This is a genomic window from Exiguobacterium sp. s163 (assembly GCF_018617135.1).
Classification (GTDB): domain Bacteria; phylum Bacillota; class Bacilli; order Exiguobacteriales; family Exiguobacteriaceae; genus Exiguobacterium; species Exiguobacterium profundum.
On the sequence record NZ_JACSJN010000005.1, the window covers coordinates 120,631 to 134,487 of the forward strand.

The window sequence follows — 13,857 nt, forward strand, 5'->3', positions numbered from 1 at the left end:
AACGCACCCATTTCATCAATGAGTGCGCGGAACTTATACGAAGCAAGGAATTTGCGGATTGAACGTCTTGTTGTTCTCCGTCATGACCTGCTTTTTAATTTTGCCTTCTCCGAGGTAGACGATGCGGTCGGCAAGTGCCTCAGCATCTTCTTCGTCATGCGTCACAAAGATCGTCGTCGTGCCCGTCTGCTTCAAGAGACGACGCAAATCGTCGCGAATCCGGTGTTGAAGTGACGTATCCAAATTACTGAACGGTTCGTCTAGAATCAAGAGCGCCGGCTTCGGTGCGAGCGCACGCGCGAGCGCGACACGCTGTTGTTGTCCCCCACTGAGTTCGTACGGATAACGGTGACGGAATTCCGTCAAGTTGACGAGCGCGAGCATCTCTTCGACACGCGCATTCCGCTCCTTGCGGTTCAGTTTATGAAGACCGAATCGAATGTTCTTTTCAACGGTCATGTGCGGGAAGAGTGCATAGTCTTGGAAGACCATCCCCACGCCACGATCTTCTGGCGGCATGAACTGGCAATCGTCGCAACAGACACAGTTATTCACGACGACGACGCCCTGGTTCGGCATCTCGAGTCCTGCGATCAAACGGAGAATCGTACTCTTCCCCGATCCGCTGTCCCCAAGAAGTGAGACGATTTCACCTTTCGTGATTGAAATCGAGAACCCTTTGATGGTCTCTTCATGCGCACCTTTATAGCTAAAATGTAAATCATTGATTTGAACAAACATTAGTCGGCCTCCTTATCAAGCACCTTGTGGGAAACGAATATCAACAGTCCACTCATGAGGACGATGACGATGGAAGCGAGTGCCGCTTCGTGAATCTTCTCATCACTCACGTATTTGAACGCCTGTGTCGCAAGCGTCGAAAAGTTAAATGGTTGTAAAAAGAGCGTCAATGGCAACTCTTTCATAATATCAATAAAGACGAGGATAAACGCGCTCATGATGGCGCCTTTGATCATCGGGATATCGACGCGAAAGAACGTTTGGACCGTATTCCACCCCAGCATACGGGATGCTTCGGTAAACGACTTCCCTACTTTCTCAAACCCGCTCTCGATCGAGTTGTAGCCGATGGCGAGGAAGCGGATGACGTAGGCAAAGATGAGCATGATGAGCGTCGTCCGGAACACGAATGTCTGACTCAAGTCGAGCGCCCGTGCCAAATTGAGCACTTTGTCATCGAGCCACAAGAAGAGCGTGATGACCGCAATGGCGATGGCCGCTCCCGGAATCGAATACCCAAGCGTCGTCACTTTCGAAATGACACGCGTCATGTTCGACGGGAAGAGTCGTGTATAGTTCGCAATGATGAGTGCGAACAGTAAGATGATCACGGTTGCGGTAAAGGCGACTCGTACCGTATTCCAAACGAGTTGCCAAAATTCTTCCGTGAAGACCGTATCGAACGTCAGGAACGTCCAAGCCGTCAACTGCGTGAACGGAATGACGAATGCAATCGCAAAGACGAGCGAAACATATGCGAATACCGCATAGCGATGCCAACCTTGCAGCGGTCTCGGTTTGAGCGGTTTTACTTTCGTCGAAGCGTAACTGAATTGCTTCCTTCCCCGGACGAGTCGTTCCATCGTCAAAATGGCGATGACGAGAATCATGAGTGTGCCCGCAAGCTTCAGCGCCGACGACGTATCCTTCATCCCGAACCATGTGCTAAAAATAGCGGTACTGAACGTCTGGATCCCGAAGTATTTCACGACACCATAGTCGTTGAGCACTTCCATCAAGACGAGACTGACACCGCCGATGATGGCGACTCGAGAAATCGGTATGACGACGGTGAAGAAAATGTCCCATGAGCCACGACCGAGAATCCGCGCGTTCTCAATCATCGAGGATGATTGGTTATGCAAGAACGCTCGTGTGATCGTATAAATATATGGATAGAGGAACAACGTGAAAATAAACACGGTTCCTTGAATCGACATGATGTTGAAGTACGACTGATCGACGGTGATCCCGAACTGATTTCGTAGCGTCGTTTGGATCACTCCGGTGTAATTTAAAATGCCGTGATACGTATACGCCCCGATATAAGGCGGAATCGCGAGCGGCAGGATGAGTGCCCATTTAAAGAAGCGACGGAACGGGAAATCATAGACGGTCACGAACCAAGCGAGGCTCGTCCCGATCACGGTCGTCAAGACACCGGTAGCCACCATAATGAACAACGTGTTTCTCACGTAACGGGGCAACAGGTACTCCTGAATGTGCTGCCAATTGTCATTGACCGGGGCGAACAATTCGACGAGCACGACAATTCCCGGCAAGACGATCAATAAAATCGCGAGAAAGCTGAGGATCGCCCATCCATTCAGTTGTCGTTTTACTGCGTGCCAGTTCATGTCGTACCGCTCCCGTTCTGTAAACTATCAATTCCTGTCCCATCATATCAGTTTCTGTGCATCCCGTGTAGCGCTTAGGGTGTGAAGAACGCAAAAATCTCCGGCCTGAACTCTCGTTCAAGCCGAAGTCATCTTACTTCCAACCCACTTCGTTAAAGATGCGGATTGCTTCTTGTTGGTTTTCACCAAGTGCAGAGAGGTTGATGTCTTGCTCTTTGAACTCGCCCCATGATTGAAGAAGTTCGTTCGGCTCAACCGACTCGTTGACTGGATATTCGTAGTTCACACTCGCAAACTTTTCTTGTGCTGACGGTTCTGACATGAACTCCATCAATTTTTGAGCGTTTTCTGTATTCTTCGATGCTTTCGTCATCGCGATACCCGAAATGTTCACGTGTGTGCCTGTTGTATCTTGGTTCGGGAAGAAGACACCGAGCTGTTCAGCGACTTTCTTCTCTTCTTCGTCTTCAGAATTCAACATGAGCCCCATGTAGTACGTGTTCATGATGGCCACGTCCCCCTCACCGGCGACGACCGCTTTCGCTTGGTCACGGTCGTTCCCTTGTGGGTCGCGTGCCATGTTGTTCACTAAGCCCTTCGCCCACTCTTTCGCTTCATCGACCCCGTTCACTTCGATGAACGATGCGAGGAGTGAGATGTTGTACATGTTTTCAGATGGACGGACGAGTACTTTGCCGTTCCACTGTTCTTCTGTCAACGCTTCATACGTCGACAAATCTTCTGGTTTCACGCGATCTTTTGAGTAGACGATGACACGCGCACGTTTCGTCAAACCGAACCATTCGTTGTCCGTGTCACGATATTTTTCAGGAATGTTTGACTCAAGCTCATCGCTATCGACCGCTTGAAGATGTCCTGCTTCTTTTGCCTGATACAAGTTTCCGGCATCTGCTGTAATGAAGAGGTCTGCTTCTGTGTTTTCGCCTTCCGTGTTCAAACGCTCGAGAAGTTCGTCACTCTTTCCTTCCACCACGTTGACTTTGATGCCTGTTTCTTCTTCAAACTGCTTGTATAATTGTTGATCGACATCGTAGTGGCGACTCGAGTAAACATTGACGACGTTCGAATCGTCTGAGCCTTCATTTGAAGTTGTCTCATCTGTGCTTGCACAAGCGGCAAGGAGCGATGTCGTTAACGCTGCTGAAATTCCTAAAGCTGCATATTTTTTGTTCATCTGTCATTCCCCCACGTTCGGTTATTTCTCTCTGGTAATGATAATTACTCTCAGTACCTATCATCACTGATAATCATTCTCACGTCAAGACTTTTCTGCAATCGCTATCACACTATATGTGTACTTGGTGACAGTTTTGAGGACATCATTTCTTGACTTCAAAAGAATACGAACGATATAGTAAAATCAAACAAACCGTCTGGTCGGTACAGAAAGAGGTGAAGATATGTCAAACCGATCGAACGTTACAAAGCAAAAGCTGTTGGATGCGGCAACCGACATCATCATGAACCATGGCGTGCACCAACTTACCTTAGATGAAGTCGTCAAGACTGCGGGTGTATCTAAAGGTGGACTGCTTTATCATTATCCTTCAAAAGAAGCGTTGATGACGGCGATGGTCGAACGATTACAACAAGAACAAAACGAGCTATATGCTTCATTGCAACAAGAAGGTCATGGACCTGTCGAGGCGTTCGTTCGTCTATTTGATGAAACGAAGTTACATCCTGAGCGTGCTGCCATCCAAATCGACGTCGAGAAGATGATTGCATTTCTCACGTTGTTCGAAGTCGACCAAGAGTACGCCAATCGTTGGAAACATGATTTAGATACGTTCTTCGCACAGTTCCAACAAACGGCCGACCCGGTGGAAACCATGATCATTCGTTATGCACTCGAAGGTATGATGATGTCCGAACACTTCGGTGTCGGTGTTCCCCCTGCCGAACTCAAACAAGCGATTATCGCACGCTTGATTGAACGAGCCCACGACATCGATCGTGAGTCATAAAACAACATAATAATAGAGGAGATTAAAAATCCATGCAGAAAATCACGTCCTTCTCCGTTAACAACAAGTTTGCGGTTTGGTTGATGACGATCATCTTGACGGCCGCCGGTCTTTTCGCCGGTCTGACGATGAAGCTCGAGACGTTACCGGACATTACGACTCCGACCGTCTCGGTCACAACCATTTATCCAGGTGCATCCCCTGAGCAAGTGCTCGAAGAAGTCAGCACCGTGTTAGAAGATCGTCTACAAAATTTAAATGGTGTGGAACAAGTCCGTTCTTCGTCATTCCAAAACGCTTCGAACATCCAAATCGATTATGATTTCAGTACCGATATGGATGAAGCGGAACAGCAGGTCAAAGATGCGTTAAGCAACGTCGAATTGCCGGAGTCGGCACAAGAACCACAAGTGTCGCGTCTCAGTTTCGATGCTTTCCCGGTAATCGGGGCTGCCATCTCGGATGAGAGTCTTGATTTGGCCGAATTGACAAAACTCGTCGAGGAAGAAGTGCAGCCTGCCCTTGAAGGAGTGGAAGGTGCGCAAACCGTCCAAATTGCCGGGCAAGAGATTCGCCGCGTCGAACTTCAATTCGACCAAGAAGCGCTCGCAGAATACAATTTGACAGAAGATACGGTCAAACAATTGATTCAAGCGAATGACGCTCGAATTGCGCTCGGGTTATATGAATTAGGTGATACGGAGCAAGCGGTCGTCATCGACGGCAAGTCGGAGACGCTCGAAGCGTTCCGCGACATCCAAATCCCTTACTCACCGGCACAATCAACGCCGACGACACCGTCTGCCCCGACGGAATTGCCACCTGGTCAAACGCCAGACGTGCCAACAGAGGTCCCGACGGAAACACCATCGGCATTACCACCGAACGTTCCGACGACGGTTCCGACTGTCGCGTTGAGTGAACTTGCGACAATCGAGGACAAAGGAATCGAAGAATCGATTTCTCGCTCGAACGGTGAACGCTCAATCGGCGTACAAGTGACGAAGACACAAGATGCGAACACGGTCGATGTCGTCAACGCCGTCAAAGAAGTATTGAATGACTTCGAAGCTGAAAACGATACGGCGAATGTATCAATTACACTCGACCAAGGACAACCGATTGAAGAGTCGGTCGAAACGATGTTGTCTAAAGCATTACTTGGTGGGTTGTTCGCTATCCTCATCATCTTAGTGTTCTTACGTAACTTCCGATCGACGATCATCGCCGTCATCTCGATCCCGTTGTCGCTTCTCATGGCACTCATCGTCTTGAAGCAGTTGGATATCACGTTGAACATCATGACGCTCGGTGCGATGACTGTTGCGATTGGGCGCGTCGTCGATGACTCTATCGTCGTCATCGAGAACATTTACCGTCGACTCACGCGTTCGAACGAACCACTTCGCGGTAAAGAGTTGATTATCGCGGCAACAAAAGAAGTATTCATCCCGATCGCCTCGTCGACCATCGTCACGATCGCGGTATTCTTACCGCTCGGATTTGTCACTGGATTTGTCGGTGAATTGTTCTTGCCGTTCGCATTGACGGTCGTCTTCGCATTACTCGCTTCGTTACTCGTGGCGATCACGGTCGTACCAATGATGGCCGACTCGTTCTTTAAAAACCGCGACAAGTTGAAGCCAGAAGAAGGTCCAGGCAAGCTCGCGGAATGGTATCGTGGCGTCTTGAACTGGTCACTGAACCATAAACTCGTCGTGTTCGGTCTCGCGACTGCCCTATTGATTGGTAGCTTTGCCCTTGTCCCAGCGATTGGGGTCAACTTCTTGAATCAGGATTCGGAGAAGACGTTGTTCGTCACGTTCGACCCAGAACCTGGTCAAACACTTGAAGATTCGATTGCCGCAGCAGAAGTGGCAGAAGAATACTTCATGGAAGAACAACCGAACGCAACCGATGTTCAGTTCACGGTCGGTGGAGAGAACCCGCTGAACCCCGGAAACAACAAACAAGGAATCTTCATCGTTCAATATGATCCAGATACGGAAGACTTCGCGGATGTGAAGTTAGCTGATATCGAGAAATTGAACGAACTCGCTTCGAACGGGGAATGGAAAGAACAAGACTTCTCAGGTGGCGGCGCAACGAGCGGTGTCACATACAACGTCTATGCCAACTCCCTTGAAGATTTAGAAGCCATCGTGCCGACTTTCATCGAAACGATTGAAGAGGAAACGGATTATGTCCGTCAAGCGACATCTGACTTACGTGAGTCCTATGTACAATACACGTTCAACGTCGACCAACAGGCCGCTGCAGAAGCCGGTGTGTCGGCAGGTCAAATCGCGCAAGTCATCAGTCAGTTCCAGGCACCAGAAAGTCCACTTACAAGTGTCACAGTGGATGAAAAACAGTTAGACGTCGTCATCCCGAACGAGCAAGTGACGTATGACAGTGTCGATGACCTGCAAGCACAAGAAATCACGACACCGTTCGGACCACGCCCGATTTCAGACTTCATTGAAATCGAAGAAGGCACAACACCGGACACACTCGTCGAGCGCGACGGAAAACTGCTTGCGCAAGTAAGTGTTGAACTCAGCACAGATAAAGCGACAGAAGCGTCTGCTGCGATTGAAGAACGCGTTTCAGAGATTGAGCTTCCGTCTGGCGTATCGTATGATGTCGGCGGTGTAACGGAACAGATTCAAGAATCGTTCACACAGCTCGGTCTTGCGATGCTCGCCGCGATTGCCATCGTATACTTGGTTCTCGTCATCACATTCGGTGGGGCACTCACGCCATTCGTCGTGTTGTTCTCACTTCCGTATGCGATTATCGGGGGACTCGTCGCCCTTCTCATCACGGGTGAAACGATTTCGGTTTCTGCCTTGATCGGGGCACTCATGTTGATCGGGATTGTCGTCACGAACGCCATCGTTTTGATTGACCGCGTCATTCATAAAGAAGAAGCTGGTTTATCAACACGTGAAGCGTTACTTGAGGCAGCGGGCACACGCCTTCGCCCAATTCTGATGACCGCACTCGCGACAATCGGTGCACTCGCACCACTCGCACTCGGTCTCGAGGGTGGCGCCCTCATCTCGAAAGGTCTCGGGGTCACCGTGATTGGCGGACTCACAAGTTCGACACTTCTCACGTTGCTCATCGTACCAATCGTCTATGAGTTCTTCGCACGATTCCGTAAGAAAAAACAAGCATAATCAAAAGAGAGTCGACTCATTCGAGTCGGCTCCCTTTTTTGCGTTCAATAACACTGCATAATGATTTCGGTTTCTCCAAACCGTTTGGCACGGAGAGCATCTTCCGGAATGAGAAAATAGAGAATACCTGCATCCCCGAACATGACGTCTAACTCTTCAGACGTGTCCATTTGAAACAATAGGAAAGGATGATCGAATCGTTCCCCATATGTTTCTTGTATCTCTTCAAAAACGTCACCTTGCACTTCACTCGGATGTCCACCGATTGCATGAAGTTCTTCTTGTTCGAATCGTTCGAGTAACCGATCGTACATCTCTTCGTCGAGCAGCTCATATAAACTGTATTCATTCTCTGCATAGCTTTCTTTAAAGGAAACGGCACGTTCATTTAATGCTTCCCCAACTCGCACTCGCTCAAGTTTCGATTCTTCAGTAAACAGAACACGCCAAAGATGACGTTCATCCACATCTCCCCAAGGTTGTTCTTCTAAATCATAGAAGAAAGACAACACCCCTTCTTTCGGGAGTGCATCTACGGATTCAAACTCAGCTAAATCACTTAAACGAAACTGAGCTAAAAACGTCATATTCTCTCCAGGATGCAAGTCTGCGTGTGGTAAGTCAGGATATCCGCCAAACTTAGAATGGCCAACCGCTACTTCTTCCCTTGTTGTCCGTGGCAAAGTTGTCAAATTGACCCGCTTTGTGAACGCATGTAAAATGTCTTCCCTGTTTTGTAATCCATGCTCTTGAATAAATTGCTCAATCGTTTTTAGTTCCATCTCGGCACCCCGCTTGTTTATGATAGATGTAGTATAGCATCCCGAACGTATGTACCCCTTACCTTTTTTGTTATACCCTTTTCTTGACCTCTCTCGTTGAATTTGAGAAGATTCATACGTTTTGAATGACGTGAAAGGAAGTCATGTATATGAAATTATTAAAATGGATGATTGGGCTCGCTCTTTTATTCGGATTGAGCACGCTCGGAAACTGGATTGTTGAGACGTTCTCGTGGAAAGTACCAGGCAGCGTCATCGGCATGGTGCTGTTGCTCATTCTCTTAGTAACAAAAGTCATTCGCGTGGAATGGATTGAGGACAGTGCCGGATATTTGACGAAGCATCTCGCCTTCTTCTTCATCCCTATTGCCGTCGGCCTTATGGCGTACGGCACGTTGTTAAAAGCTGCCGGCATCCCGCTCCTTATCACGTTACTCGCCAGCATGGCGGTGGGTATGGTCGTGACCGCGTTTGTTTCCGGGAAAGAAGGTGAGACATCATGACATACGTTTGGATCGGATCGACGATTCTCGTGTATTCGCTCAGTCGTCGACTTTCCATGAAGTGGGCATCTCCGTTCACCAATGTCGTCTTCTTAAGTACAGCGATTTTGATTCTTCTGTTACTCGTGACAGGACAGTCCTATGATGCGTATGAACCGGCTACCGATCTCATCACCATCTTACTCGGACCAGCGACGGTCGCCCTCGGATTACCGCTCTATCGCAACTTACCTGTACTACTCGCACGGGCAAAGCGAGCACTGAGCGCGATTGTCATCGGGTCACTTTCCACAATCTTCGTGGCTGTACTTTTCGGCAAGTTATTTTCTTTCACCGAAAACGTATTGATTGCACTATCGGTCAAATCGGCAACGTCCCCGATTGCCCTTGAATTGGCTCGACAACTAGAGGGGGATGCAACACTTGCGGCCTCGATCGCCGTTGCCTGCGGTATTTTAGGGGCGATGCTCGGACCGGTCTTATTGACGTGGATTCGTATGGACGACCCGTTCACGCGTGGACTCACACTCGGCACAATCAGTCACGGGATTGGGACCGCTCAGGCGGCAACGGAACATCCGTTGTCCGGTGCAACAGGTGGTGCCGCAATGGGATTGACCGCAATCTTCACCTCGTTTATCTTGCCGATTCTATATCCGTTTCTCTTTTGAACAGGTCGCGTCCATCGATGGGCGCGACTTTTTTGTTTCGACTTCGATTGCGCGTGATAAACTAATGAAGATGAAACTTATTAGAGGAGGGCAATCCATGCAAGCAAAATTAATTGAACGCTTAATGACGTACGCGAAGATTGATACACAGTCGGATTTCACAAGTACGACAACACCATCGACGGCCAAACAATGGGATTTGATTCGCCATTTGGAGAAAGAATTAAAAGAACTCGGTCTGACAGACGTCGAGACGGACGAATACGGGTATCTCTTCGCCACACTTCCGAGTAACGTCGATCATGATGTACCGACTATCGGCTTCCTTGCCCACGTCGATACGGCGACCGATTTCACAGGAACGAACGTCTCCCCTCAACTCGTCGAGCATTATGAAGGTGGCGACATCGTCTTGAACGAGTCGCTTCATGTCGTGTTATCACCAAAAGACTTCCCAGAACTGGACGGGTATGTCGGGCATACGCTCATGACAACGGACGGCACGACACTCCTCGGTGCGGACGATAAAGCAGGAATCGCTGAAATCGTCACAGCGATCGAATACTTATTGGCTCATCCTGAGATTCCACACGGGCCGGTCCGCATCGCCTTCACACCGGATGAAGAAATCGGACGTGGACCACATAAATTCGATGTCGCCCGATTCAATGCGGACTTCGCTTACACGATGGACGGCGGTCCACTTGGAGAGTTGCAGTATGAGAGTTTCAACGCAGCCGGTGCGACCGTCACCTTCCACGGGACGAACGTGCACCCAGGTAGCGCCAAGAACAAGATGGTCAACTCGATGAAGCTTGCGATGGCGTTCCAAAACCGTTTGCCTGCTGATGAGGCACCGGAACGTACGAGCAACTACGAAGGGTTCTTCCACTTGAACGGCTTCAATGGGGACGTCGAGAAGACGACGCTTCAATACATCATCCGCGATCACGACAAACAAAAGTTCGAAGCACGTAAAGCGTTGATGGAGAAACTTGTCCTCGAATGGAAACAAAAATACGGGGAAGAACGGATTGAACTCCAGATGGAAGATCAGTATTACAACATGGCCGAGAAAATCGAACCAGTGAAACACATCGTCGATACCGTCGCTGACGTCATGCGCGGCCTTGGCATCGAACCGAAGATTGAACCGATTCGTGGTGGGACAGACGGATCGCAACTTTCTTACATGGGCCTTCCGACGCCGAACATCTTCACAGGTGGCGAAAACTATCACGGGAAGTTTGAATACATCTCTGTGAACAACATGGAAAAAGCAACAACGGTTATCATCGAAACACTTCGCACATTCGCGAAGCGCGCACAAGCATAACACATGCGCCTCCAATCGTTCTCTTTTACACTAGAGACATTGGAGGCGATTTTTGATGAAGCATACATTTAGCATGAACCTCGGCTGGGATGGCGGACGAAATGACGTCGGTACCCTCGAGGCCGAGCGATTAAAGACACAGATTTCGATCCCACCCGAGATGGACGGTCCCGGAGTCGGCACGAATCCGGATGAGATGTTACTCGGGGCAGCGGCCACGTGTTATATCATCACCCTCGCAGCCGTACTCGGACGGAGTGACCTGACTCACCGTGGCATCACGATTGATGCGGAAGGCATCGTCGATGTGACGAACGGCATCTTCACTTACGAGACGATTCGCTATGCGACAACGATTCAAGTACCTACAGAGATGACGGATCGAGAGATCACACTTGTTGAACGCATCGCGAAAAAAGCGAAAGATCAATGTATGATTTCACGCGCACTCGCAGGAAATGTAGCATTTGAGTTGAATACCGTCATTTCACGTAAAAGTGGCAATGATTTTATTTGAAGAACCTTTGAAAAAAGCGATAATTGTAAACAGACGTAATCGCTTTGTCATGGACGTACTCGTTGATGATTTGCTCGCGCCTTGCCATTGTCCTGTAACAGGAAGGATTGGAGATATTATATTTGAAAACATCCCCTGCCTCGTCTCAGAAACCTATGACTCGAATCGTAAAACTCGCTTTACAGTCGAAGCCATTTCAGTCGATGGTGAACAATGGATTGGAATCAATCAAGGTCGTGTAAACGACTATGTTGAAGCTTTCTTACTCGAGAACCAGCTTGATGCTTTCTCAACCCCGAGGGGAATCAAACGTGAAATAGTAACTGACGGTGCACGGATCGATTTTCAGATTGATGGAATCTTCATGGAAGTGAAGGCTCCGCTCAGCGAACTACTCACTATTCCTCTCCCACACTTTAAACGTAGACGAGTGAAACGACCCATCGAAACAGAACGTTTGATTCGTCATCTCTACGCTCTGATTTCCACTCTACCCCAAACCGGAAGAGCAGTCCTCTTATATGTTTTTTTATATGACGCACCAATTTATACCGGTAATCCCAACCGAAAACAAGACCATCTAATTCGTCAATTGATTAACGATGCGATACCTTCCGGATTAGAAATATGGCAACTGAACTGCACTATTTCCCCTGAAGGAATTCGTTTACTTCGTTGCTTTGACACAACGTCTCACTTCAAGTAACCAAATGTATTAAGTGAAACGTTATGTTTTTACTAAACATATGATATGTTGGGAATTACCGAATAGAGTCATTTTTCACTTCCACTCTTTACGCGACTGCGCGTTTTTCAAAAACGTGATACAATACACGTCGTAAACTAATCAGAAAAACGAGGGATACCATACATGATTACAGTAAATAACGTCAGCCTACAATTTGGCGGTCGCAAGTTGTTTGAAGAGGTGAACATCAAGTTCACGCCAGGCAACTGTTACGGATTGATCGGTGCGAACGGTGCCGGAAAATCGACATTCTTAAAGATTTTATCAGGTGAACAAGATACGACGACGGGTGATGTCAGCATCACACCGGGCGAACGTCTCGCCGTCCTCAAACAGGACCACTACGCGTATGAGGACAGTGCAGTTCTCGAGACCGTCATCATGGGTCACGAGCGTCTCTACAAAGTAATGAAAGAAAAAGACGCCATCTACATGAAAGAAGACTTCTCAGATGAAGACGGGATGCGCGCAGCTGAACTTGAAGGAGAATTCGCTGAGTTGAACGGTTGGGAAGCAGAGTCGGAAGCCTCGATGGTCCTCCAAGGTCTTGGTATCTCTGAAGCGCTCCACCAGAAACAAATGAGCGAACTCACAGGTGGGGAGAAAGTCAAAGTCCTTCTTGCCCAAGCGCTCTTCGGTAAGCCAGATATCCTCCTCTTAGACGAGCCGACCAACGGACTTGACCTAAAAGCGATTCAATGGTTGGAAGAGTTTTTAATCAACTTTGAAAACACAGTCATCGTCGTTTCCCACGACCGTCACTTCTTGAACAAAGTCTGTACGCACATGGCCGACCTCGACTTTGGAAAAATCCAATTGTATGTCGGGAACTACGACTTCTGGTATGAGTCTAGCCAACTCGCTACACGTATGGCGGCAGACCAGAACAAGAAGAAAGAAGAGAAAATCAAAGAGCTTCAAAACTTCATCGCACGTTTCAGCTCGAACGCATCGAAAGCACGTCAAGCGACGTCTCGTAAGAAGTTGCTCGATAAGATCACACTTGATGACATCCGTCCGTCGTCACGTCGTTATCCGTTCGTCGGATTCACGATGGAGCGCGAGATCGGAAACGATGTTCTCTATGTCGATAACGTATCGAAGACGATCGATGGTGTAAAAGTACTCGACAACGTCACGTTCTCACTCAACAAGACGGACAAAGTCGCATTCGTCGGTCGTTCGGACGTTGCCATCACGACACTCTTCAAAATTCTCATGGGTGAGATGGAGCCAGACACAGGGTCAGTCAAATGGGGCGTCACGACAACTCAGTCATACTTCCCGAAAGACAATTCGGAGTACTTCGAGGGCTCAGAAAAGAGCATCCTCGACTGGTTGCGCCAGTTCTCACCTGCCGATGAGTCAGACACGTTCCTTCGTGGATTCCTTGGCCGTATGCTCTTCTCAGGTGAAGAAGTCATGAAGAAGGCGTCTGTCCTCTCAGGAGGAGAAAAAGTACGCTGCATGCTCTCGAAGATGATGCTCTCGAACTCGAACGTACTCGTCCTTGACGATCCGACGAACCACTTGGATCTCGAATCGATCACAGCACTCAACAACGGTCTCGAGTCGTTCAAAGGCGTGCTTCTCTTCAGCTCACATGACCATCAGCTCATCTCGACGATCGCGACACGCATCATCGAAGTGACTCCGAATGGCATCGTGGACAAAGAAGCAACATACGATGAGTACTTGGAGAACGAAGCGCTTCAACAACAAGTTGAATCCCTTTACCAAAATGCATAA

12 protein-coding genes are annotated in these 13,857 nt (G+C 48.6%); 8 read left to right on the forward strand and 4 right to left on the reverse strand.

Translation table 11 applies throughout. The features are described from left to right. Positions 1-33: 33 nt before the first annotated feature. The 3 genes from KNO71_RS13230 to KNO71_RS13240 form a co-directional block, all read right to left on the reverse strand. Positions 34-741 (reverse strand): ABC transporter ATP-binding protein, encoded by a 708-nt coding sequence (locus KNO71_RS13230; RefSeq protein WP_214688920.1) that lies wholly within the window; start codon positions 739-741, stop codon positions 34-36. Continuing rightward, complete coding sequence (locus KNO71_RS13235) at positions 741-2,378, reverse strand: ABC transporter permease (protein ID WP_015880418.1); 1,638 nt, start codon at positions 2,376-2,378, stop codon at positions 741-743. Before KNO71_RS13235 ends, KNO71_RS13230 begins: the two co-directional genes overlap by 1 nt. 133 nt (positions 2,379-2,511) lie before the next feature. Beyond that, the gene (locus tag KNO71_RS13240; RefSeq protein WP_015880417.1) at positions 2,512-3,573 is read right to left on the reverse strand and encodes a Fe(3+) ABC transporter substrate-binding protein; all 1,062 of its coding nucleotides are present in this window, start codon (positions 3,571-3,573) and stop codon (positions 2,512-2,514) included. 226 nt (positions 3,574-3,799) lie between these two features. On the opposite strand from KNO71_RS13240, the gene KNO71_RS13245 reads away from it, so the two are divergent. Next, positions 3,800-4,366 carry a TetR/AcrR family transcriptional regulator gene (locus KNO71_RS13245; RefSeq protein WP_214688922.1) on the forward strand — a complete coding sequence of 189 codons (567 nt, stop codon included), beginning with the start codon at positions 3,800-3,802 and terminating at the stop codon, positions 4,364-4,366. 32 nt (positions 4,367-4,398) lie between these two features. Then, entirely contained in the window at positions 4,399-7,551 is a 3,153-nt protein-coding gene (locus KNO71_RS13250; RefSeq protein WP_078146078.1) for an efflux RND transporter permease subunit, read from the forward strand. A gap of 44 nt (positions 7,552-7,595) precedes the next feature. Here KNO71_RS13250 and KNO71_RS13255 read toward each other — a convergent pair whose 3' ends face one another. Next, positions 7,596-8,333, reverse strand: a complete 738-nt coding sequence (locus KNO71_RS13255; protein WP_078146077.1) for a YwqG family protein — start codon at positions 8,331-8,333, stop codon at positions 7,596-7,598. Positions 8,334-8,482: 149 nt separating this feature from the next. Between KNO71_RS13255 and KNO71_RS13260 the strand changes: the two genes are divergently transcribed. From KNO71_RS13260 to KNO71_RS13285, 6 genes are all read left to right on the forward strand, one after another. Beyond that, positions 8,483-8,836, forward strand: coding sequence for a CidA/LrgA family protein (locus KNO71_RS13260; RefSeq protein WP_214685057.1), 354 nt, complete (start codon positions 8,483-8,485; stop codon positions 8,834-8,836). Then, positions 8,833-9,507 (forward strand): LrgB family protein, encoded by a 675-nt coding sequence (locus KNO71_RS13265; RefSeq protein WP_214685055.1) that lies wholly within the window; start codon positions 8,833-8,835, stop codon positions 9,505-9,507. Before KNO71_RS13260 ends, KNO71_RS13265 begins: the two co-directional genes overlap by 4 nt. Before the next feature lie 97 nt (positions 9,508-9,604). Beyond that, a complete protein-coding gene (gene pepT, locus KNO71_RS13270) occupies positions 9,605-10,843 on the forward strand; it encodes a peptidase T (protein ID WP_214685053.1) in 1,239 nt (412 codons plus the stop codon). 52 nt (positions 10,844-10,895) lie between these two features. Then, positions 10,896-11,360 carry an SACOL1771 family peroxiredoxin gene (locus KNO71_RS13275; RefSeq protein ID WP_078146074.1) on the forward strand — a complete coding sequence of 155 codons (465 nt, stop codon included), beginning with the start codon at positions 10,896-10,898 and terminating at the stop codon, positions 11,358-11,360. Next, a complete protein-coding gene (locus KNO71_RS13280) occupies positions 11,347-12,066 on the forward strand; it encodes a DNA/RNA nuclease SfsA (protein ID WP_078146073.1) in 720 nt (239 codons plus the stop codon). The genes KNO71_RS13275 and KNO71_RS13280 overlap by 14 nt, the downstream gene beginning before the upstream one ends. 165 nt (positions 12,067-12,231) lie before the next feature. Then, complete coding sequence (locus KNO71_RS13285) at positions 12,232-13,857, forward strand: ABC-F family ATP-binding cassette domain-containing protein (RefSeq protein ID WP_015880408.1); 1,626 nt, start codon at positions 12,232-12,234, stop codon at positions 13,855-13,857.

Bases quoted from the DNA above. Each gene is read 5' to 3' on its own strand.
- KNO71_RS13245 (WP_214688922.1), top strand. From the start codon at position 3,800: ATGTCAAACCGATCGAACGTTACAAAGCAAAAGCTGTTGGATGCGGCA.
- KNO71_RS13230 (WP_214688920.1), bottom strand. From the start codon at position 741: ATGTTTGTTCAAATCAATGATTTACATTTTAGCTATAAAGGTGCGCAT.
- KNO71_RS13255 (WP_078146077.1), bottom strand. From the start codon at position 8,333: ATGGAACTAAAAACGATTGAGCAATTTATTCAAGAGCATGGATTACAA.
- KNO71_RS13285 (WP_015880408.1), top strand. From the start codon at position 12,232: ATGATTACAGTAAATAACGTCAGCCTACAATTTGGCGGTCGCAAGTTG.
- KNO71_RS13280 (WP_078146073.1), top strand. From the start codon at position 11,347: ATGATTTTATTTGAAGAACCTTTGAAAAAAGCGATAATTGTAAACAGA.
- KNO71_RS13240 (WP_015880417.1), bottom strand. From the start codon at position 3,573: ATGAACAAAAAATATGCAGCTTTAGGAATTTCAGCAGCGTTAACGACA.
- pepT (WP_214685053.1), top strand. From the start codon at position 9,605: ATGCAAGCAAAATTAATTGAACGCTTAATGACGTACGCGAAGATTGAT.
- KNO71_RS13265 (WP_214685055.1), top strand. From the start codon at position 8,833: ATGACATACGTTTGGATCGGATCGACGATTCTCGTGTATTCGCTCAGT.
- KNO71_RS13235 (WP_015880418.1), bottom strand. From the start codon at position 2,378: ATGAACTGGCACGCAGTAAAACGACAACTGAATGGATGGGCGATCCTC.
- KNO71_RS13260 (WP_214685057.1), top strand. From the start codon at position 8,483: ATGAAATTATTAAAATGGATGATTGGGCTCGCTCTTTTATTCGGATTG.
- KNO71_RS13250 (WP_078146078.1), top strand. From the start codon at position 4,399: ATGCAGAAAATCACGTCCTTCTCCGTTAACAACAAGTTTGCGGTTTGG.